Source organism: Ruegeria sp. AB5 (assembly GCF_056542645.1).
In genome coordinates this window covers 40,979-60,165 of record NZ_JBQGAE010000019.1, presented here as the reverse complement: position 1 = coordinate 60,165, position 19,187 = coordinate 40,979, and the positions used below count along the sequence as shown (strand labels likewise).

Here is a 19,187-nt window from a genome sequence, read left to right as displayed (position 1 = left end):
CGCGCCGTTGGCGCGCTGCCGGGCCCAAAACCCAAGAAGGATCGGCGCAGCCGGGCCACCGCGGGTGCGGGAGCCGCTGGCCCGTTCAGGTCAGGTCTTTGTAGCTGATCTCGCGCGAATCCGCGCCCGGTCCGGTTTTCTCGCGTCGCATAATCAGACGGTTCAGGGCATGGATATAGGCCTTGGCCGAGGCCACGACGGTATCGGTATTGGCCGACTGGCCGGTGGCAATCATGCCGTCTTCTTCTAGGCGCACCGAAACGGTGGCCTGCGCATCGGTGCCTTCGGTTACCGCATGCACCTGATAGAGTTGCAGATGCGCCTTGTTGGGATAGATGGCGCGAATGGCCTTGAAGGTCGCATCCACAGGGCCGTCGCCATGTTCGGTCGCGATGGTGTCCTTGCCATCCATCTCAAGCTCGACGGTTGATTCCGCCTGCCCGCCGGTGCCGCAAGTGACCTTCATCGACACAAGCTGCAGGTAGTCATCGGCCTCGTCCAAGGTCATCAGGGCGATGAGGTCGTCATCGAATACCTCTTTCTTACGATCCGCCAGATCCTTGAACCGTACGAAGATGTCGCGCAGCTGGTTGTCGCCCACCTCGAAACCAAGCGTGCTCAGCTTGTCGCGCAACGCCGCGCGGCCCGAGTGTTTGCCCAGTGGCAGAGAGGTGCCGCTCAGGCCCACATCCTCGGGGCGCATGATTTCGAAATTGTCGCGGTTCTTCAGCATCCCGTCCTGGTGGATACCGCTTTCGTGCGCAAAGGCGTTCTTTCCGACAATCGCTTTGTTGAACTGAACATTGAAGCCCGACACCGTCGCGACCCGCCGTGAGATATGCATGATCTTGGTGGTGTCGATGCCAGTGTGATAGGGCATGATGTCATTTCGCGTACGCATGGCCATCACAACTTCTTCGAGGGCCGTGTTGCCTGCGCGTTCACCCAAGCCGTTGATCGTGCATTCGATCTGGCGCGCGCCTCCGATCACGGCCGCCAAAGAGTTTGCGGTCGCCATGCCCAAATCATTGTGGCAGTGGGTTGCGAACACGACGTCATCTGCGCCGGGAACTGTCTCGATCAAGCGTTTGATCAGATCCGCAGATTCCAGCGGTGCGGTATAGCCCACGGTGTCAGGGATGTTGATCGTGGTTGCCCCCGCCTTGATCGCAATCTCGATCACGCGGCACAGGTAGTCCCATTCGGTCCGCGTTGCATCCATCGGCGACCACTGAACGTTTTCGCACAGATTGCGGGCATGGGTGACGGTGTCGTGAATCTTTTCAGCCATCTCGTCCTGGGTCAGGTTTGGGATGGCCCGGTGCAGCGGAGAGGTGCCGATAAAGGTGTGAATACGGTTCTTCTCGGCGTGTTTGATCGCTTCCCAGCAGCGGTCGATATCACTGAAATTGGCGCGGGCCAAACCGCAGATGCGGCTGTTTTTCGCGCACTGCGCAATCTCGGACACGGCCTTGAAGTCGCCTTCGGACGCGATGGGAAAGCCGGCTTCGATAATGTCGACGCCCATTTCGTCCAGCAGCTCGGCAATCTCCAGCTTTTCTTCATGCGTCATGGTTGCGCCCGGGCTCTGCTCGCCGTCGCGCAAAGTTGTATCGAAGATCAAGACGCGGTCTTGGTCGGTCACGTTGGTCATGGGGTTCTCTTTCTTCTTCTGTCCTAAAGCCTATGGCGCGCGGGCGTCCTCCTCTGAGCGGGCGCGCCGGAATGGCACGCTCAGAGGCGGATTAGGATCAGTAGGCCACGCAGAGACGCACCGCGATGGGCGGTGTCGGCAATACGGATATCTGCGCGGTTGATCATGAGATTGAGGTTATACTCAGCATGCCGGGAATGAAAAGAACCAAATTAATCACGCTCCATATTCTTGCTGGTTTCTTTCTTGGCAATCATTGATCCGGTGCCCGGGACAGCTAGGTCTTTCGCCATGAAAACAGCTTTGATTATTGGTGCTTCGGGTGGAATTGGCGCTGCGGTCAGCGCGCATCTGAGGGCGCAGCACATGGACGTGACCGGGCTGTCCCGGTTGGTTGACGGGTTCGATCTGACCCGCCCGAAAGACGCGTTGCAGGTGTTGGATGAGTTGCCCACCCCGTATGATCTGGTTCTGGTCGCGTCCGGGGCTTTGGAGATAAATGGCGCAGGACCGGAAAAGACCATACGTGCGGTATCCGCCCAAGCCATGATGGATCAGTTTGCTCTAAACACGGTGGGTCCTGCTCTGGTGCTGAGCCGGGTACAGGACTTGCTACCCCGCGACAGGCGGTCGGTCTTTGCCGTTTTGTCGGCCAGAGTCGGATCGATCGGAGATAACCGTATCGGCGGGTGGGTCAGCTACCGGGCGGCAAAGGCTGCGGTGAATCAAGTCGTTCATACCACGGCCATCGAACTGGCACGCACCCACAAACAGGCGATTTGTGTCGCCTTGCACCCCGGCACGGTCAAAACCGCGTTCACACAGAAATATCTTGGCCGACATCCGGCCGTAGAACCCGGTGAGGCCGCTCGAAACCTTTTGGACGTGATCGAGGGACTAACACCTGCGGAAACGGGTGGATTCTACGATTGGGCCGGAAATCCTGTGCCTTGGTAGCAGGTTAGCCGTCCGAGGGGACCTGAGTTTCTTCGCTGTTGCCGTTTTCGGTTTGGGGGGTCTGATCCTCTTGCAAGGGGTCATCATCTGTTGTCGCGTTCTGCGCCGGTAGGGCGTCATTTTCCCAAACGCCGGTCTCTTCGCGCCCGTTCGCGTAGCGCATGGTGCCTTCGCCATGGCGTTTGTTGTCGAGAAAGCCGCCCTCGTACACATCGCCCGAGCTATAGGTCGCTTTCCCGGTACCGCTGATCTTCCCGTCGACCCAATCGCCGGTATAGGTAAACCCGCTTGGCGCTGTGATCTTCCCCATGCCGTGGCGCTTTCCATCCAGAAAGTCGCCCTCGTACAGAGTTCCATCTGCGTAGCTGGCTTTGCCTTTGCCCTGTCGCGCGCCGTCAACCCATTCGCCCTCGTAGCGGTAGCCGTTTGTAAATGTGACGACGCCGGAGCCATGGCTGAGCGCATTTCGAAACTGGCCCGTGTAGACGACCCCATTCGGATAGGTCGCCTTGCCTTGACCTTCGAACACGCCCGCAACCCACTCACCATCATAGATCGTGCCATCGGGATAGGTGTTCTGGCCCTTGCCATGTGGCAGGTCGGCACTCAGCGCGCCGATATAGGTTGAGCCATCGGGATATACGATCTCGCCAAAGCCTTCAATCTGACCGCGAGACCACTCGCCGGAATAGCTGTAGCCATCTGTGCCGGTGAACGTGCCTTTTCCGTGGCGTTGGTCGTCGTCGTAGTCGCCTTCGTAGACATTGCCGTTGGCATAGGTTTCTTTGCCTTGGCCCTGGCGTCGGCCTTCCAGCAAAGCGCCTTCATAGACGTCCCCGTTGGGCAATGTCAGCCGCCCGGTTCCGGTCATCAGGTTCTGCTGCCATTGGCCGTCATATTCAACGCCATCCGACTGAACCAAACGGCCCTGGCCATGGCGCTGGCCCTGTTCGATATCCCCTTCATAGACCGATCCGTCTGCCGAGGTGATCTTGCCGATGCCTTGTTTCACCCCGTCGACCCAGTCGCCCTCATAGGAATAGCCGTTGGTGTCAGACAACGTGCCTTTGCCATGATGGCGGGCGTTCTTGAATTCGCCCTCATACCGTAGGCCGTTGGCATATTCGGCCACCCCGGTGCCGTTGATAGCGCCTTCGGACCAAGCGCCCTGATAGACACCTCCGTCTGGGTAGGTGATCTTACCCTGGCCGTCGGGCTGACCGTTGGCGAACGTGCCTTCGTAGATCGCCCCATTGGCGAAGCGGGCCGTGCCCTGACCCTGGATTCTGCCCTCGACCCATTCACCGGTGTATTCAAACCCGTTGGGCAGGCGATACGTACCGGTTCCATGGCGCAGGCCATCCTGAAAGGTGCCTTCGTACACGCCGCCGACTTCGTCATCCTTCACGACGACGGTTCCATCCTGTGCATAGGCTGTTGCGGCAATCAGGGTCACAACCCCAGCGGCGATTGAATTGCGGATCACATACATTGTTGTTCCTGCCTGCCCGGTTATCATTGCTTGCTTCCTGTGGCGCAAAACTAGGATACCGCTAAGGGCAGAGCAACGGCTTTTGCCGCATGGGCCTTTTCCTCGCGCGGTGATCTGCTAAATGCAATTGGACTGACGAGGGCAAGAGGACAGCATGGCCGACCGTTTCCGCATCACTCTGGCACAGCTAAACCCCGTTGTCGGGGACATTCAGGGCAATGCGGCCAAAGCCCTTGCCGCGTGGGAACAAGCGCGTGAAGTAGGAGCCGATCTGGTGGCGTTCCCCGAAATGTTCATAACCGGCTACAACACTCAGGATCTGGTGATGAAACCAGTGTTTCATCGCGCCGCAATGGTCGAGATTGAGTCCTTGGCCAGACAATGTGCCGATGGTCCGGCCATGGCGATTGGTGGACCATGGGTCGAAGGGGACAGCCTGTACAATGCCTACCTCATCCTGAAAGGCGGGCGCATTACCAGCAAGGTATTGAAGCACCATTTGCCGAACGAAACTGTGTTCGACGAGGTGCGTCTGTATGATTCCGGCCCGCTGGGTGGGCCCTACTCGGTGGGCAATTCCCGAATCGGTAGCCCGATCTGCGAAGACGGTTGGCACCCGGACGTGGCCGAAACGCTCGAAGAAACCGGGGCCGAGTTTCTGCTGATCCCCAACGGGTCGCCGTACTTTCGGGACAAATACGATGTTCGGCTGAACCACATGGTTGCCCGCGTGGTCGAAACCGGCTTGCCCCTGATCTACCTGAACATGGTGGGAGGTCAGGATGATCAGGTGTTTGACGGGGCCACATTCGGCCTGAACCCGGGCGGTGAACTTGCCTTCCGTATGCCGGTCTTTGACGAAGCCGTAACCCACATTGATCTGGAACGAGGAGAGCAGGGCTGGCGGATTGTGCCCGCTGAGGTGGTGCCCCAGCCCGATGTGTGGGAACAGGACTATCGCGCAATGGTCCAGTCTTTGCGTGACTACATGGGCAAAACCGGCTTCCAGAAAGCCGTGTTGGGGCTGTCTGGCGGGGTCGATTCGGCGCTGGTTGCATCGATTGCCGTTGATGCCATCGGACCTCAGAATGTCCGCTGCGTGATGTTGCCGTCGGAATACACCAGCCAGACCTCGCTGGACGATGCCGAGGCGGTCGCCAAGGCCTTGGGCGTGCGTTACGATTTCGTCCCGATCTCGGACAGCCGTGCTGCGGTAACGGCGACTTTGGAACCACTGTTCGCCGGGCGCGACACTGATCTGACCGAAGAAAACATCCAGTCCCGCCTGCGCGGCGTGTTGCTAATGGCGATCTCGAACAAATTCGGAGAGATGCTGCTGACCACCGGCAACAAATCCGAAGTCGCGGTAGGCTATGCCACGATCTATGGCGACATGAATGGCGGCTACAATCCGATCAAGGACCTCTACAAGACCAGAGTGTTCGAGACCTGCCGCTGGCGCAATGCCAATCATCGCCAGTGGATGATAGGACCACAGGGAGAGGTGATCCGCCCCTCGATCATCGACAAGCCCCCTAGCGCTGAGTTGCGTGAAGACCAGAAAGACAGTGACAGCCTTCCCGACTACCCAATTCTGGACGGCATCCTCGACATACTGGTCGATCAAGATGGATCGATTGCCGATTGTGTTGCCGCAGGCTTTGCCGAGGTGGATGCAAAGCGGGTCGAGCATCTGATCTACATCAGCGAATACAAGCGCTTTCAATCGGCGCCGGGTACGCGACTGACAAAGCGGGCCTTCTGGCTGGATCGCCGCTATCCGATTGTGAATCGCTGGCGCGATCCGAATTGATTTAGGCAGATTTCGCGCATTTTACTGAACAGTGTCCTCTCGGAATTCAAATTGTTTCCGCCAAGGGCTCTTGAATGCTGGATTTCAGCATCGGACAGCGGCTGATAGCTTGTTTTTGAGACATTTTTCTGCCACATTTATGCTTAGTTGTTGCCTCATGTGAGGCGGATGTGACGTAGTCCTGCGAAGCTCGCAGAGGCGTTGGCAAAAGATTGATTGCCCGGTTGCGCCACATTCTTGGTGGGATGTCAGAGTGAATGGTTTGGTGTTACTATGTATGAGGAATACGATAAGTCGCTTCACGCGCCGCGGAAGCTTAAAACGATGGAATCTCCTCCACAGGAATTGGATGAGAAGCTATTGGATGTCGCAATTGCCGATTTGCTGAAGCAAGAGTGTGAGCCACAGCAGAACGTCGCATCTATCCAGCGGCCCGAGTTTCCCGATCTGAGGCCTCAGGAAGAGGTCATGCCAGAATCTGCCCGACAGATCGGTGGCTTTTCAGCCAATTTGCGCCAGAAATGGGCGGAACTGTCCGGCGCCGCGTAATCTTTTGTTGTAAATCACTTTCAGGTGCCGCTGATTCAGCGGCACCATTGGCATGGGCGTCACAAGTTGGGGCAAGTTTAGATCCCATCACTCAAACCGGCACCCGCCGGCTGATGGTCTCAAGCCATAGCGGTTCAAGCGATTGAAAACCGACGAAATCCGATCGAACTGCGCCGGTCCCGAATTGTGGAGGGTTCGCGGATTCGATCGGACCTCGGTTGATGATGGTTTAGCTCATCATCTGATAGCTGACCGGCACAAAGCGGAATCCGTCTCCACGGGCCTCAACATAACCTGCGGCCGGGAAGGGCATGTGATAGCCGATCATCGGCACCTTGTCGGCGGCCAGCAGGCCCAGAACCTTACGGCGTGATTCCGTCGCGGCAGCTTTGTCCATGTCGAACCGAACTTCCCACTCGGGGTGCGCAAAGGACCAGACATAGTGATTGGCAAGGTCCGCAGTCAGGATAAGGCGCTGACCGTTGCTTTCCAGGTGATAGACCATGTGACCGGGGGTATGCCCAAAGGTCGCCATCGCCGTCACACCCGAGGCTACGTCTCCGCCATCCTCGACAAAGGTCATCTTCTCGGCCAGAGGGGTGACTTTGGCCGCGACCAGATCACCGACCCGGTTCCCGGCTTCCTGAGCGGACCAGAAGTCATACTCGGGTGCTGCGGTGACATAGCGCGCATTTGCGAATGTCGGCGCGTCATTCGTGGTCATGCCACCGATATGGTCCGGGTGCATGTGGGTCAGCACAACCACGTTAATCTGATCGGGCGTGACACCCGCATCTGCCAAAGCGGCCTGAATGCCGCCCTGACCAAGCCCGGTGTCGAACAGGATCAGCTCCGAGCCTGTGTTCACCAGAGTCGGCGTGAAAAAGAATTGTGCCACGTCAGGCGAGATGAAGTTTTCGGCTGATACTTTGGCGAATTCCTCATCCGAGGCGCCGCCACCAAAGATTTCCTGCGCGCCGTCGCGTGGCAGGCTGCCATCAAGCAGGGTTGTGACCGTGAAGTCGCCCAGCTGGAATGATCTTGCGATGGTCGAGTTCGCCTTTGTCTCGGCTCCGGCCGCCAAAAGCGGGGTCGCTGCGGATGCAAATGGAAGGGCTGCTGCGGCACCGAGGGCCGCTCTGCGTGTTAGATTGATGGCCATATCTTCGTCTCCCTGTCAGAACGCCAGTGAACAAACTAGTTCGCTGCGGGTCGTGTGCCAGTTTATACTCCTGTCTCTAGCCTGCGTGGATGAACTTTGCGTGTTAATTTTTGCTCATCTTGCATATTCGGGTTTCGGCGAGATGGCCCGAAACGCCTGCTGGACAAAAACGCGCCTTTGTGACAAGAGCCGCGCCAACAGGAGACACCCATGACAACCACCCGTTTCGCCCCGTCGCCCACCGGTTACATCCATGTGGGCAACCTGCGCACTGCTCTGATGAACTACCTGATCGCCCGCAAGGCAGGCGGCACCTTCATCCTGCGCATCGACGATACCGATCCTGAACGGTCAAAGGAAGAATATGTCGACGCGATCAAACAGGACCTTGAGTGGCTGGGTCTGCACTGGGATCGGGTTGAGCGTCAGTCGGACCGGTTGGACCGCTACGCCGAAGCTGCTGACAAGCTGCGTGAGATGGGCCGGTTTTACGAGGCGTTTGAGACGCCGACCGAGCTGGACCTGAAGCGCAAGAAGCAACTGAACATGGGCAAGCCGCCGGTCTATGACCGCGCTGCACTGAACCTGTCGGAAGCCGAGATACAGACGCTGCGCGCCGAGCGTGGCAATGGTGTCTGGCGTTTCAAGCTGGATCACGAGCGGATCGAATGGAATGACGGCATTCTGGGCGACATCTCGATCGATGCGGCCTCGGTCTCGGATCCGGTTCTGATCCGCGGTGACGGTCAGGTTCTCTACACAATCGCGTCGGTCGTGGACGATACCGAGATGGGCGTGACCGACGTGGTGCGGGGCTCGGACCACGTGACCAACACCGCGACGCAGATTCAGATCATCGAGGCGCTGGGCGGAACCTGTCCGCGCTTTGCGCATCATTCGCTGCTGACCGGCCCGCAGGGTGAGGCGCTGTCGAAACGTCTGGGTACGCTCGCTCTGCGCGATCTGCGCGAACAGGGCGTGCAGCCGATGGCTCTGCTGAGCCTGATGGCGCGTCTGGGGTCATCCGATCCGGTCGAGCTGCGTTCCGACATGGCCGAACTGATTGAGGGGTTTGATGTCGGTCGGTTTGGCTCGGCCCCGACCAAGTTCGACGTGCAGGACCTGTTCCCGCTGACAGCCAAGCACCTGCAATCGCTGCCCTTGGCCGATGTTGCAGACGCCGTCGCCGATGCCGGTGTTCCGGCAGACCTGGCGGCGCCGTTCTGGGCCATGGCGCGTGAAAACATCACCACGTTGGCAGACCTCGAAGGCTGGTGGGCACTGTGCCGGGATGGGGCAGAGCCTCTGATCGCGAACGAAGATCGGGAATTCATAGCAGAAGCGGTGGCCCTGCTACCCACCGGGCCCTTCGATGATGAGACTTGGGGCACCTGGACCAAGGCCGTCAAAGAGGCCACAGGCCGCAAGGGTAAAGGCCTGTTCATGCCGCTGCGCAAAGCACTGACTGGCATGGAGCGGGGGCCGGAAATGGCCACGTTGCTGCCTTTGCTGCAGGTGATCCGCGCGCGCGGCTGATCCGGGCTTCGACGATTTCGATTGGGCGGGGCCTGCTGGCCTCGCTTTTTTCTATGCGGTTTGGACGATCCGGGCCGAAAGGCGTCTCAGGCGGTCATCCACGAATGCCACCTCGGTCGGTTTCAGTTGTTGATGACGGGGGTAGCGAGGCACGGCCCGATCATTCAGGATCGGTGCATCCCATCCGTCGGTAGTTGCAAAGAAACGATCCGCGCCGTCTTCGCCAAAACTGCGCAGATATCCCTGTACAACGACATCGATATAGCTGAGCAGCAGCGGGTGTTGCCGGGTCGGGTTTGTCTGATGACCCTGCGGAACGGCATAGACGGCGATTTCTACCTCATGTGTCAGCGGGTGTGACACAGCATCCGTTGCCGGGACCCGGTCATAGGCCCATTCCCGCTGATCCAGCGCGGCCCAGTCGTTTTTCGGCACATGGGCGATCATTCCGTCGATCTCGGATTCAGTATCCGGGATGGCGGTCAGAAAGGCGACAAGCCGCAGATCGGTGTGCCGCCATGCGCGCCTCCACCCGCTCAGGCGCGCGGGTCGTGGGTCGGGGAAATCATGTGTGGCAAGGTTCACAAGACTGCCATAGCCAAAGAAATACGGGTCTGCCATTTGCGCGGATATCCTCTTGGCCGATTGATGTATGTCAAACCGCTTTTTTGCCGAGTATGCAATAAGGCTGCATCTTTTTGGGACGGAGGGTCTTATGCGGATTACAAAACGGACCAATATTGCAGTGCGCCTGTTGATGTACTGCGCAGCACATCCGGACAGGTTGGTGACGAAATCCGAGATTGCCGAAGTGTGCAATATTTCGGAGAACCACCTGGCGCAGGTGATCAATCAACTGAGCCAATTGAACTATCTCAGCACGCAACGCGGCAGAAACGGTGGTATGTCGCTGGCGCGTTCGCCCGAGCGGATTCGTATCGGTGCCGTGTTTCGGGATGTTGAGGGGTCATTGCCGATTGCCGAGTGCTTTGCGGATGCCGACAACACCTGCCCGCTGACCGATGCGTGCCGTCTCCGGTTGGCGCTACGGGATGCCGCTGAGGTGTTCTATGCGTCGCTGGACGATATAACGCTGGATGCGCTGGTCTGCGACAACGATCCACTGTTGAAGATTCTGCAGCCCGTTGCCTGTATTCGTTGACGTCAGTCGCTGGCGCGCAGGATGCGAGCTGGTCGTACTGACAGCGGGCGCAAAGCAAAGACAAGACTCGCGCCCAGTGTGACAACGATTCCAGCCAGAACGATGCCAATAGCGGATGGCCAGATCACCGCGAAACTCGTGTCGAAGATATAGGTGGCGACGGCCCAGCCTCCGAGAATTCCGACCAATAGCGCCACGCACCCGGCGGCGGCCCCCAGCAGGATGGCGCGCAAGGCAAAGCTGATCAGGATACGGCGTCGGTTCGCCCCCAGTGTTTTCAGGATCGCGGACTCGTAGCGCCGCGCCGGTTCCCCGGCTGCGGCCGCACCGATCAGGACCAGAAAACCTGTCAGCAACGATACACCAGCCCCGTAGGAGGTTGCCGCGGCCAACCCGGCCAGCAAACCTGAAACCCTGTCGATTGCATCCCGCACCCGAATGGCGGTGATGTTGGGAAACTGGCTTGCCAGATCACGCAGGATGGCGGTTTCGGCCTGTTCATCGGCATAGACCGTTGCGATGAAACTGTGGGGGGCCCCGGCCAGTGCCGAGGGGTTCATGGACATGATGAACCCCATACCTGCTGTCGAAAAGTCGACCTCGCGCATTGATGTCAGGCGCGCAGTGATGTCCCGGCCCAGAATGTTGACCGTCATTTGATCACCGATGGTCAGACCCATCTCCAGCGCTTCTTCGGCGGCAAAACTGACCTGAGGTTCGCCGGCATAGTCCTTGTCCCACCAGTCGCCCGCGGTAATGCGGGCGTTATCGGGTGGGCGTTCTGAGTAGGTGATGCCTCGGTCACCTTCCAGCACCCAATGGTCCCCTGCAACTTCGTGTGCCGGGCGGCCGTTGATCTGGGTGATGATCCCGCGCAGCATCGGTGCGCTTTCAATGCGGCTTACGGCAGGGTCAGTTTCAAGGCGCTGGGTGAAGCCCGGCATCTGGTCCTTTTGGATATCCACGAAGAAATAGGACGGGGCGACATCGGGCAGGTTGCCCGAAATGGCATTGCGCAACGTACCGTCGATTTGCCCGACCGCGGCCAGTACGGACAGACCCAGTCCGAGGGACAGCACCACCGAAGCCGCGCCCTCGCGCGGGTCGGAAATGGCCGACAAGGCCCATCGAAGCGCAGGACGGCCCCGCGCCACGGGTGCTCCGGACCGGGCCATTCGACGGATTGCGATGGCGGAAAGAGACAGCAGGATCAGCGCCCCGACCAGGCCACCGCTGGTCCAAAGGGTCAGTTGCGTCGAACCGCTGAACCATGCCGCGATTGCAATCAGAAGGCTCAGACCAAGGGCAGTTGCAAAGACGTAAACCGCTCGGGGCAAATGACGGGCTGTTGTAAGCGCATCCCGAAACAAGGTTGCGGCGCGGACATCCTCGGTTCGCGCTAGGGGCCAGAGCGTAAACAGGAATGCGGTCAAGCTGCCGTAGATCGCGGCTTCGACCAGGGGGAGTGGGTAGACGGCAAACACTGCCGGGACAGGCAGGCGGCTTTCGATCAGGGGAGCCAGTGCCAGCGGCATTACCCCGCCCAAAGCAAGGCCGATTGCGATTCCGATGCCCGACAGAAGCCCGATCTGGATCATGTAGGTTTGAAAGATCGTTGCCCGATCTGCGCCCAGGGTGCGCAGGGTGGCGATGGTTTCGGTCTTCTGAGACAGGTAGGCGCGGACGGCGGCGGACACCCCGATGCCCCCGACAGCCAGACCCGAGAGGCCGACAAGCACAAGAAAAGCACTTAGGCGTGTTACGAATTCAGTGATGCCCGGCGCTCCGTTGCGCGCGTCGGTCCAGCGCATGCCAGAGCCGTCAAAGGCCTCTTGGGCCTGTTCCGACAGGCCGGCCAGATCCGCGCCAATCGGAAGATTGAGACGGTATTTGGTCGAAAACAACGTACCCGGAGCCAAAAGGCCTGAGGCCTGCAGGTCTTCGCTGAGTACCAATGTCCGAGGGCCGAGGCCAAACCCGTCTGCCGCGCCGTCCGGCTCGTAGGTCAAGGCTGCCATCAGGATGAAGTCTTGCGTACCCAAGGCAAACCGGTCGCCGGTCGCCAGCCCCATTCGATCTATCAGCGCGGGGTCCATGACCGCGCCCGGCAGATCGCCAACGCCGGCAAAAGCATCCGGCAACGACATCTCGGGTTCCAGTCTGACCTGTCCCACCAATGGATAGGCGTCATCGACCGCCTTGACCTGAGTCAGTGCCCGTTCGGTTCCAGTGTCTTTGTCTGCCACGGCCATCGACCGAAAGTCGACGATTTCCGAAACGCGCTGCGCGGTCTCAGCCATCCACGTTCGTTCCGCGTCATCGGCAAAGCGATAGGTGAATTCCAGTTGCGCATCCCCGCCCAGCAAGGCAGCGCCTTCCTGCGTCAATCCTGACTGGATTGCATAGCGCACCGAACCAACAGCTGCGATGGCAGCGACGCCGAGGGCGAGACAGGCGATGAAGATGCGAAACCCGCGCAAACCTCCGCGCAGTTCGCGGCGGGCAAGCCGCCCCGCCAGCCGCAGGCTCATTCTGCGGCCTCTTGCTTGGCCTCTTCCGCAATCCGGCCATCCCGCAGGCGAATGACGCGGTCGCAACGCGCTGCCAGCGAGTGGCTGTGTGTGACCAGAACCAGCGTTGCTCCATGTTTGTCCCGCAAGCCAAACAACAGGTCAACGATTGCGGCGCCGTTCGTTTCGTCAAGATTGCCGGTCGGCTCGTCCGCCAGAAGGATTTGCGGACGTGGAGCCGAGGCGCGGGCAAGTGCAACGCGCTGCTGTTCTCCACCTGATAGTTGCGCGGGATAGTGATCGTGACGATGCGATAGCCCAACAGCGTCCAGTTCGGCCTCGGCCCGGTCGAACGCGTCGTTGTGACCGGCCAACTCCAACGGTGTGGCGACGTTCTCCAGCGCTGTCATCGTCGGGATCAGGTGAAAGTTCTGAAAGACCACCCCCATCGAGTCGCGCCGAAAGCGGGCCAGAGTATCTTCGTCCATTCCCGTCAGATCGCGCCCCAGCGCTGAAACGCTGCCGCCCGTTGCCTGTTCCAACCCGCCCATCAGCATCAGCAGCGAGGATTTGCCCGATCCCGATGGGCCGATCAGACCCAAACTTTCGCCTTTCATCACGGACAGAGAAATATCATGCAGGATATCGACTCGCCCGGCATTGCCATCCAGCGACAAAGAGGCATTTTGGAGTTTAAGGACAGCTGAAGTCATCGGTCTTTCCATCGGGGAGCAGTCATTTGGGATATGGAGCATTTACGGGTCTGCGCAAGGTTCTGGTTTCAGGGCTGTTTGCCAGTTGGGGATTTGCGGCCACAGCCGAGCCCGTCGTGATCGCAGCACTGGGGGATTCGCTAACCCAAGGGTATGGATTGGTCGAGCAGGATGGCTTTGTCCCACAGCTTGAGCGCTGGTTGCAGGCGCATAAGGCCGATGTTCGTCTGATCAATGCAGGTGTTTCGGGGGATACGACTGCAGGCGGCGCTGCCCGGGTCGAGTGGACCCTGACGCCGGACGTGGACGGGATGGTTGTGGCGCTGGGTGGCAACGACCTGCTGCGGGGAATCGACCCGGATGTGTCTCGCGCCAACCTCAAGTCGATCCTGGTTGCGGCCGATGCCAGCGATGTCGAGGTGTTGTTGATCGGCATGCAGGCCCCTGGAAATTACGGGCCCGACTACAAAGAGGCGTTTGATACGATGTACCCGGACCTGGCACAGCAATTTCAAGTGCTCTACGTCGACAGTTTCTTTGAAGGCCTCGCCTCTGGAGGTGATCCGAATGCCGTCAGTCAATACATGCAGCCGGACGGGATTCACCCCAACGCCAAAGGTGTTGCGCTGATCGTCGAAGCGCTTGGTCCATCCGTGCTTGAGTTGGTCGATGCATCGACCGGGCCGGACTAAACGATGCCGGGGCGGTTCTTTCTAACTCGATCGATCTCGGATATCGCCGCGTTCTTAGGTGTTTCGAACGATGTCCCGGAGCAGCCCGCGCGCCAAAACATTCAGCCGGGGCAAGACGTGGTTGTCCTGACTGAGGCCGGGTTGATCGCGATGCGCTGGGGTATGATCCCGGTTGGCCGTGTCAATGCCCGGGGTCGCCCCGTGATGGAGACAATCATCAACGCGCGGTCAGAGACGGTTTTCGACAAAACCGCTTTCGATGGTGTCGGGCGCGCTGTGGTGCCGGTGGATGGGTGGTACGAATGGACGGGCGAGAAACGGCGCAAAACCGCGTGGCGCATTGCCGCAATGAACGGCGGCCCACTGCTTTTTGCCGCGATCACTGATCGCTGGCAGGCCCCTGGTGGGTTGCGCGTCGATCAGTTCGCGGCTGTGACCTGCGAGCCCAATGAGGACCTGAGACCGATTCACCATCGCATGGGTGTTCTGTTGCGTCCTGAAGACGTTTCAACATGGCTAACGGGATCCGAAGCTGAGGCCAGAGCTCTGGCTCAGCCCTTGCCAAACGGTATGTTGGCCATTGAAAAAGCATCGGATGTGGATTGGTCTGCGCCTTGAACGCACTTAGACCACGGTGACCACCGTTCCGATGGGGACCCGGTTATACAGGTCGACCACATGCGCGTTCAGCATGCGAATACAGCCGTTTGACGCTGCACGCCCGATGGTCTGTGGCTGCGTCGTGCCATGGATACGGAAATAGGTATCGACCCCGTTCTGGAATAGATACAGCGCCCGCGCACCCAACGGGTTGTCCCCTCCGCCCGGCTGAACATAGTCGTTGTCCTTGAATTTGGCATAGGCCACGGGATCACGCTCGATCATCTCGTTGGTGGGCCGCCATGTCGGCCATTCCTTTTTGACGTCGATCGTCGCGGTGCCCGTGAATTCAAGCCCAGCCTTGCCCACGCCGCAGCCATAGCGGATCGCTTTGCGTGGTTCGGTCACGTAGTAGAGGTAGAATGATCGGGGTACGACCAGCAATTGGCCCGGTTCAAACTGTTTTTTGATCCGCACGAATTGCGGTGTCGGATCATACTCGACCGCTTTCTTGGCGCTGACACCAACGGGAAACAGGCTCAGTGCCGTTCCGGCCAGAAACAAACGACGTGTAAGCATGGGGGCCTCATAAATTGACCAGAGAAATCGTGACTCGAATTTCAGAATGATATCTCAATTGGTCAATTCTAGGGCAAAAATGACGAAAACGTGATGCGTTCTGTGCGCCACGTGCGTGTCAAAGACCGGAAAAGATAAGGGCGAGGAAAACCCTCGCCCTTGCTGTAGCTTATGCAAGCTCGATATTGTCCGCGCTCTCGCGTCCGTCACGACCCGAGCGCAGCTCGTATGTGACTTTCTGGTTGTCGGCCAGACCGGTGAGGCCCGAACGCTCGACAGCCGAGATGTGGACGAAGACGTCTTTGCCGCCCTCTTCCGGTGCGATAAAGCCGAAGCCTTTGGTGGTGTTGAACCATTTTACGGTGCCTGCTGGCATATCCGTTACTCCTGTTTAAGTGCTGCCCACGGTGTTGTGGCAGCCCGGCGTCGTTGTCTGGATCGATAGACTGAGCGCCGTGGAAGGAGACAGCAGGTCGAAATAGAAAAACGTAAGCACCTTGGATATGGCATCGGTCAGGCCGTGTGGCAAGGGAGATTGTGTGGTTTGTACAAGGGTTTGAGGGGCTATTGTCCGGTTTTAACAAGAATCCGCCGATGGATTTGGGTATTGTTTTAAGCGCTTTCTACATGATGTGGCTTTGAGGTCCGCGGATACAAACGGGATTCAGGTTCCATTAACCAAGCCTGTGGTTGTGTGGGTGCATGAGCAACTATCGGCGCGTTCGAATTCCCGGAGCGAAATACTTTTTCACCGTTTCTCTGGCCGACCGGTCGTCGAATGTGTTGACGCGCGAGGTGGCGCATTTGCGGGCGACCTTTGCGATGACGCAGAGGGAGCGGCCGTTCTGGTGCGATGCGTTTGTCGTGTTGCCGGATCATCTGCATGCGGTTTGGACCTTGCCGCCCAGGGATGCGGATTATTCGACTCGGTGGGGCGCGATTAAAGCCCGGTTTACGCGAGGGGTGAAGGCGTCGGGAGTGGTGGGGTGGAACCCCACCCTACGAACGGATTCGAAAATCGCGAAAGGGGATGCCGGGGTTTGGCAACGCCGGTTTTGGGAGCATACCATTCGGGATGAAACGGATTACCGCAATCATATGGCATATTGTTGGGGTAATCCGGTCAAGCACGGGTTGGTGGAACATCCGACCGATTGGCCGTATTCGTCAATCCATCGCGATATTCGTGCAGGTTGGGTTGATCCGGAGTGGAGCGGTGGGGTCACCGACGGCACGTTCGGAGAGCCTTAGGATAGAAATCCGCATTTTGTAGGCCGGGCTTCAGCCCGGCATCCACCATGAACCGTGGTTTGATTGGTTTGTTTCCATTCAATAGTGGATATTGTGGAAGTCGCGGGTGTTGTGCGGAGTGCCGGGCTGAAGCCCGGCCTACTTTCTAGGGAAAGACGGTAGCGAACGTCTATTCAGTACTTGCAGTCGAAGTTTGTTTAGAACCGGAATTGAAAGGGCGGTCGTAAGACCGCCCAACGTTACACAAACAGTCCGAGTATCGTTAGCAAGAGTGCAATAGTGCCGATTACATCGGCATATGACACTCGCCCTTTCAGTTTGAATGAAAACCGCATTGGATTTTACCTCAGCGATGCTCATCCGGATGAGCGTTACAGTTCGCTCAGTGTTTATATACCGCCCCAATTAATAGCGGTTTGGCATGCTCCTATGATCACTTAGAGCTACCGTTCGACAGTCACCCGCTCAGATTATTCGCGGCATCGCCACGAGTCCTGTCGGACCGCCTTAGCCCACTTCCTGCTAAGGTTTCAACATAGCGCCGCTAAGCACTTGTAGCTTCTGGGCAAACGCTGAGGTTACCCACTTCGTGGGTCTTCATGTTCGCCGCCTGGTGGTTTGAGCACCTCCGCTACCATCACTAAATATAGTAGCTGCGCAGCGGAGGTGCAATAGATGCTCACGCTTGCACTCAAATCTAAGGAGCGCGAACGCGCCCGCTATGCGGACGCTGCCTCGCGCCCGTCCGAAAATCGCATTGCGATTTATCGAACGAACTTCTTATGCTTCAACCGCTTGGGCTCCAGAGCATCCGGTCCAAGGCGGCGTTTTTTGTCCTCTTCGTAATCCTCGAAGTTGCCCTCGAACCATTCGACATGGGCATCACCCTCAAACGCCAGAATATGCGTGCAAATCCGGTCGAGGAAGAAGCGGTCGTGGGAAATGACGACGGCGCAGCCGGCGAAATCGACCAGCGCGTCTTCCAGCGCGCGCAGCGTCTCGACGTCGAGGTCGTTGGTGGGTTCGTCGAGCAGCAGGACGTTGCCGCCCTCTTTCAGCAGGCGGGCCATGTGGACGCGGTTGCGCTCACCGCCTGACAGCAAGGAGACCTTTTTCTGCTGGTCGCCGCCCTTGAAGTTGAAGGACGAGCAATAGGCGCGGGAATTGACCTGCGCATCGCCCAGCTGGATGATCTCGGCGCCGCCGGTGATCGCCTCCCACACGGTGTCGTTGTCTTTCAGGTCGTCGCGGGACTGGTCGACATAGGACAGCTCGACCGTGTCGCCCAGAGTGATCGAGCCCGCGTCGGGCTGTTCCTGCCCGGTGAGCATCTTGAACAGGGTCGATTTACCGGCACCGTTGGGGCCGATGACGCCGACGATGCCGCCGGGGGGCAGGGCGAAATCCAGCCCCTCGATCAGTTGCTTGTCGCCCATATGTTTCGACAGACCCTCGACCTCGATCACCTTGCCACCAAGGCGCTGGCCGTTGGGGATGACGATCTGGGCACGGGTGAGCTTTTCGCGTTCGGACTGTTCCGCCAGCTCGTTATAGGCATTGATCCGGGCCTTGGATTTGGCCTGACGGGCCTTCTGGCCTTGACGCATCCACTCCAATTCGCGTTGCAGGGTCTTCTGCTTGGACTTGTCCTCGCGGGCTTCCTGCTCCAGCCGTTTGGCTTTTTGTTCCAGCCATGCGGAGTAGTTGCCCTCGTAAGGCAGGCCCCTGCCACGGTCGAGTTCGAGGATCCAGCCAGTGATGCTGTCGAGGAAATAGCGGTCGTGGGTGACGATCAGGATGGTGCCTTTGTAATCGATCAGGTGCTGTTGCAGCCAGGCGATGGTCTCGGCGTCCAGGTGGTTGGTCGGTTCGTCGAGCAGCAGCATGTCGGGCGCTTCGAGCAGCAGTTTGCACAGCGCGACGCGGCGTTTCTCACCACCCGAGAGGTTGGCGATGTTGGCATCGTCCGGCGGGCAGCGCAGCGCCTCCATCGAGACGTCGATCTGGCTGTCGAGGTCCCAGAGGTTCTGGCTGTCGATCTCGTCCTGCAACTTGGCCATCTCGTCTGCGGTTTCGTCCGAGTAGTTCATCGCCAATTCGTTATACCGGTCGAGGATCGCCTTTTTCTCGGCCACGCCCAGCATGACGTTTTCGCGCACGCTGAGGCTCTCGTCCAGTTTCGGTTCCTGCGGCAGGTAGCCGACTTTGGCACCTTCGGCCGCCCAAGCCTCGCCGGTGAAATCCTTGTCGAGACCGGCCATGATCTTCATCAGGGTCGATTTACCGGCGCCGTTGACGCCGACGACACCGATTTTCACGCCGGGCAGAAAGCTCAGGTGGATGTTTTCAAAGCACTTCTTGCCACCGGGATAGGTCTTGGAGACACCCTGCATGTGGTAGACATATTGATAGGCGGCCATGTCGCGTCCTCTGGGTCGGGGAAATTGGGTTGGAACGCTGGATATCCGAGGCGAGCGGGCGGGGCAAGCTGGTGGTTTTGTGAATTTTGTATGGTCG

At 58.8% G+C, this 19,187-nt stretch carries 17 protein-coding genes; 8 read left to right on the top strand and 9 right to left on the bottom strand.

What is annotated here, in order from left to right; all coding sequences use genetic code 11:
• Positions 1-85 precede the first annotated feature (85 nt).
• Positions 86-1,654, bottom strand: coding sequence for a 2-isopropylmalate synthase (locus tag ACR0L4_RS21320; protein ID WP_480514964.1), 1,569 nt, complete (start codon positions 1,652-1,654; stop codon positions 86-88).
• A gap of 291 nt (positions 1,655-1,945) precedes the next feature.
• On the opposite strand from ACR0L4_RS21320, the gene ACR0L4_RS21315 reads away from it, so the two are divergent.
• The gene (locus ACR0L4_RS21315; RefSeq protein WP_480514963.1) at positions 1,946-2,611 is read left to right on the top strand and encodes an SDR family NAD(P)-dependent oxidoreductase; all 666 of its coding nucleotides are present in this window, start codon (positions 1,946-1,948) and stop codon (positions 2,609-2,611) included.
• 4 nt (positions 2,612-2,615) lie between these two features.
• Here ACR0L4_RS21315 and ACR0L4_RS21310 read toward each other — a convergent pair whose 3' ends face one another.
• Positions 2,616-4,103, bottom strand: coding sequence for an MORN repeat-containing protein (locus tag ACR0L4_RS21310; RefSeq protein WP_480514966.1), 1,488 nt, complete (start codon positions 4,101-4,103; stop codon positions 2,616-2,618).
• Between the two features lie 154 nt (positions 4,104-4,257).
• Here ACR0L4_RS21310 and ACR0L4_RS21305 point away from each other — a divergent pair, with 154 nt between their 5' ends.
• Together ACR0L4_RS21305 and ACR0L4_RS21300 are read left to right on the top strand one after the other, a co-directional pair.
• Entirely contained in the window at positions 4,258-5,916 is a 1,659-nt protein-coding gene (locus ACR0L4_RS21305; protein ID WP_480514962.1) for an NAD+ synthase, read from the top strand.
• Between the two features lie 324 nt (positions 5,917-6,240).
• Complete coding sequence (locus ACR0L4_RS21300) at positions 6,241-6,465, top strand: hypothetical protein (RefSeq protein ID WP_480514961.1); 225 nt, start codon at positions 6,241-6,243, stop codon at positions 6,463-6,465.
• A 229-nt stretch (positions 6,466-6,694) separates the two neighbouring features.
• Here ACR0L4_RS21300 and ACR0L4_RS21295 read toward each other — a convergent pair whose 3' ends face one another.
• Entirely contained in the window at positions 6,695-7,627 is a 933-nt protein-coding gene (locus ACR0L4_RS21295; protein ID WP_480514960.1) for an MBL fold metallo-hydrolase, read from the bottom strand.
• Between the two features lie 210 nt (positions 7,628-7,837).
• On the opposite strand from ACR0L4_RS21295, the gene gltX reads away from it, so the two are divergent.
• On the top strand, positions 7,838-9,163 hold the full coding sequence (gene gltX, locus ACR0L4_RS21290; RefSeq protein WP_480514959.1) for a glutamate--tRNA ligase: 1,326 nt from the start codon (positions 7,838-7,840) through the stop codon (positions 9,161-9,163).
• 51 nt (positions 9,164-9,214) lie between these two features.
• Here the strand turns inward: gltX and ACR0L4_RS21285 are convergent, their stop codons facing one another.
• Positions 9,215-9,784 carry a gamma-glutamylcyclotransferase family protein gene (locus tag ACR0L4_RS21285; RefSeq protein WP_480514958.1) on the bottom strand — a complete coding sequence of 190 codons (570 nt, stop codon included), beginning with the start codon at positions 9,782-9,784 and terminating at the stop codon, positions 9,215-9,217.
• A gap of 94 nt (positions 9,785-9,878) precedes the next feature.
• Between ACR0L4_RS21285 and ACR0L4_RS21280 the strand changes: the two genes are divergently transcribed.
• Positions 9,879-10,325 carry an Rrf2 family transcriptional regulator gene (locus ACR0L4_RS21280; protein WP_170749840.1) on the top strand — a complete coding sequence of 149 codons (447 nt, stop codon included), beginning with the start codon at positions 9,879-9,881 and terminating at the stop codon, positions 10,323-10,325.
• Positions 10,326-10,327: 2 nt separating this feature from the next.
• Here the strand turns inward: ACR0L4_RS21280 and ACR0L4_RS21275 are convergent, their stop codons facing one another.
• Positions 10,328-12,856, bottom strand: coding sequence for an ABC transporter permease (locus ACR0L4_RS21275; protein ID WP_480514957.1), 2,529 nt, complete (start codon positions 12,854-12,856; stop codon positions 10,328-10,330).
• Positions 12,853-13,548 carry an ABC transporter ATP-binding protein gene (locus tag ACR0L4_RS21270; protein WP_480514956.1) on the bottom strand — a complete coding sequence of 232 codons (696 nt, stop codon included), beginning with the start codon at positions 13,546-13,548 and terminating at the stop codon, positions 12,853-12,855. The genes ACR0L4_RS21275 and ACR0L4_RS21270 overlap by 4 nt, the downstream gene beginning before the upstream one ends.
• A gap of 26 nt (positions 13,549-13,574) precedes the next feature.
• Between ACR0L4_RS21270 and ACR0L4_RS21265 the strand changes: the two genes are divergently transcribed.
• The gene (locus ACR0L4_RS21265; protein ID WP_480514955.1) at positions 13,575-14,240 is read left to right on the top strand and encodes an arylesterase; all 666 of its coding nucleotides are present in this window, start codon (positions 13,575-13,577) and stop codon (positions 14,238-14,240) included.
• Between the two features lie 3 nt (positions 14,241-14,243).
• Positions 14,244-14,858 (top strand): SOS response-associated peptidase, encoded by a 615-nt coding sequence (locus tag ACR0L4_RS21260; protein WP_480514954.1) that lies wholly within the window; start codon positions 14,244-14,246, stop codon positions 14,856-14,858.
• A gap of 6 nt (positions 14,859-14,864) precedes the next feature.
• Here the strand turns inward: ACR0L4_RS21260 and ACR0L4_RS21255 are convergent, their stop codons facing one another.
• Positions 14,865-15,419, bottom strand: a complete 555-nt coding sequence (locus ACR0L4_RS21255; protein ID WP_480514953.1) for a L,D-transpeptidase — start codon at positions 15,417-15,419, stop codon at positions 14,865-14,867.
• Between the two features lie 169 nt (positions 15,420-15,588).
• On the bottom strand, positions 15,589-15,795 hold the full coding sequence (locus ACR0L4_RS21250; protein WP_170749835.1) for a cold shock domain-containing protein: 207 nt from the start codon (positions 15,793-15,795) through the stop codon (positions 15,589-15,591).
• 326 nt (positions 15,796-16,121) lie between these two features.
• Between ACR0L4_RS21250 and ACR0L4_RS21245 the strand changes: the two genes are divergently transcribed.
• Positions 16,122-16,670 carry an REP-associated tyrosine transposase gene (locus ACR0L4_RS21245; RefSeq protein ID WP_480514952.1) on the top strand — a complete coding sequence of 183 codons (549 nt, stop codon included), beginning with the start codon at positions 16,122-16,124 and terminating at the stop codon, positions 16,668-16,670.
• 764 nt (positions 16,671-17,434) lie between these two features.
• Here the strand turns inward: ACR0L4_RS21245 and ettA are convergent.
• The gene (gene ettA / locus ACR0L4_RS21240; protein WP_480514951.1) at positions 17,435-19,090 is read right to left on the bottom strand and encodes an energy-dependent translational throttle protein EttA; all 1,656 of its coding nucleotides are present in this window, start codon (positions 19,088-19,090) and stop codon (positions 17,435-17,437) included.
• Positions 19,091-19,187: the final 97 nt, after the last annotated feature.

Excerpts from the sequence above, each read along its gene's own strand:
- ACR0L4_RS21320 (WP_480514964.1), bottom strand. The coding sequence starts at position 1,654 with ATGACCAACGTGACCGACCAAGACCGCGTCTTGATCTTCGATACAACT.
- ACR0L4_RS21315 (WP_480514963.1), top strand. The coding sequence starts at position 1,946 with ATGAAAACAGCTTTGATTATTGGTGCTTCGGGTGGAATTGGCGCTGCG.
- ACR0L4_RS21310 (WP_480514966.1), bottom strand. The coding sequence starts at position 4,103 with ATGTATGTGATCCGCAATTCAATCGCCGCTGGGGTTGTGACCCTGATT.
- ACR0L4_RS21305 (WP_480514962.1), top strand. The coding sequence starts at position 4,258 with ATGGCCGACCGTTTCCGCATCACTCTGGCACAGCTAAACCCCGTTGTC.
- ACR0L4_RS21300 (WP_480514961.1), top strand. The coding sequence starts at position 6,241 with ATGGAATCTCCTCCACAGGAATTGGATGAGAAGCTATTGGATGTCGCA.
- ACR0L4_RS21295 (WP_480514960.1), bottom strand. The coding sequence starts at position 7,627 with ATGGCCATCAATCTAACACGCAGAGCGGCCCTCGGTGCCGCAGCAGCC.
- gltX (WP_480514959.1), top strand. The coding sequence starts at position 7,838 with ATGACAACCACCCGTTTCGCCCCGTCGCCCACCGGTTACATCCATGTG.
- ACR0L4_RS21285 (WP_480514958.1), bottom strand. The coding sequence starts at position 9,784 with ATGGCAGACCCGTATTTCTTTGGCTATGGCAGTCTTGTGAACCTTGCC.
- ACR0L4_RS21280 (WP_170749840.1), top strand. The coding sequence starts at position 9,879 with ATGCGGATTACAAAACGGACCAATATTGCAGTGCGCCTGTTGATGTAC.
- ACR0L4_RS21275 (WP_480514957.1), bottom strand. The coding sequence starts at position 12,856 with ATGAGCCTGCGGCTGGCGGGGCGGCTTGCCCGCCGCGAACTGCGCGGA.
- ACR0L4_RS21270 (WP_480514956.1), bottom strand. The coding sequence starts at position 13,548 with ATGACTTCAGCTGTCCTTAAACTCCAAAATGCCTCTTTGTCGCTGGAT.
- ACR0L4_RS21260 (WP_480514954.1), top strand. The coding sequence starts at position 14,244 with ATGCCGGGGCGGTTCTTTCTAACTCGATCGATCTCGGATATCGCCGCG.
- ACR0L4_RS21255 (WP_480514953.1), bottom strand. The coding sequence starts at position 15,419 with ATGCTTACACGTCGTTTGTTTCTGGCCGGAACGGCACTGAGCCTGTTT.
- ACR0L4_RS21250 (WP_170749835.1), bottom strand. The coding sequence starts at position 15,795 with ATGCCAGCAGGCACCGTAAAATGGTTCAACACCACCAAAGGCTTCGGC.
- ACR0L4_RS21245 (WP_480514952.1), top strand. The coding sequence starts at position 16,122 with ATGAGCAACTATCGGCGCGTTCGAATTCCCGGAGCGAAATACTTTTTC.
- ettA (WP_480514951.1), bottom strand. The coding sequence starts at position 19,090 with ATGGCCGCCTATCAATATGTCTACCACATGCAGGGTGTCTCCAAGACC.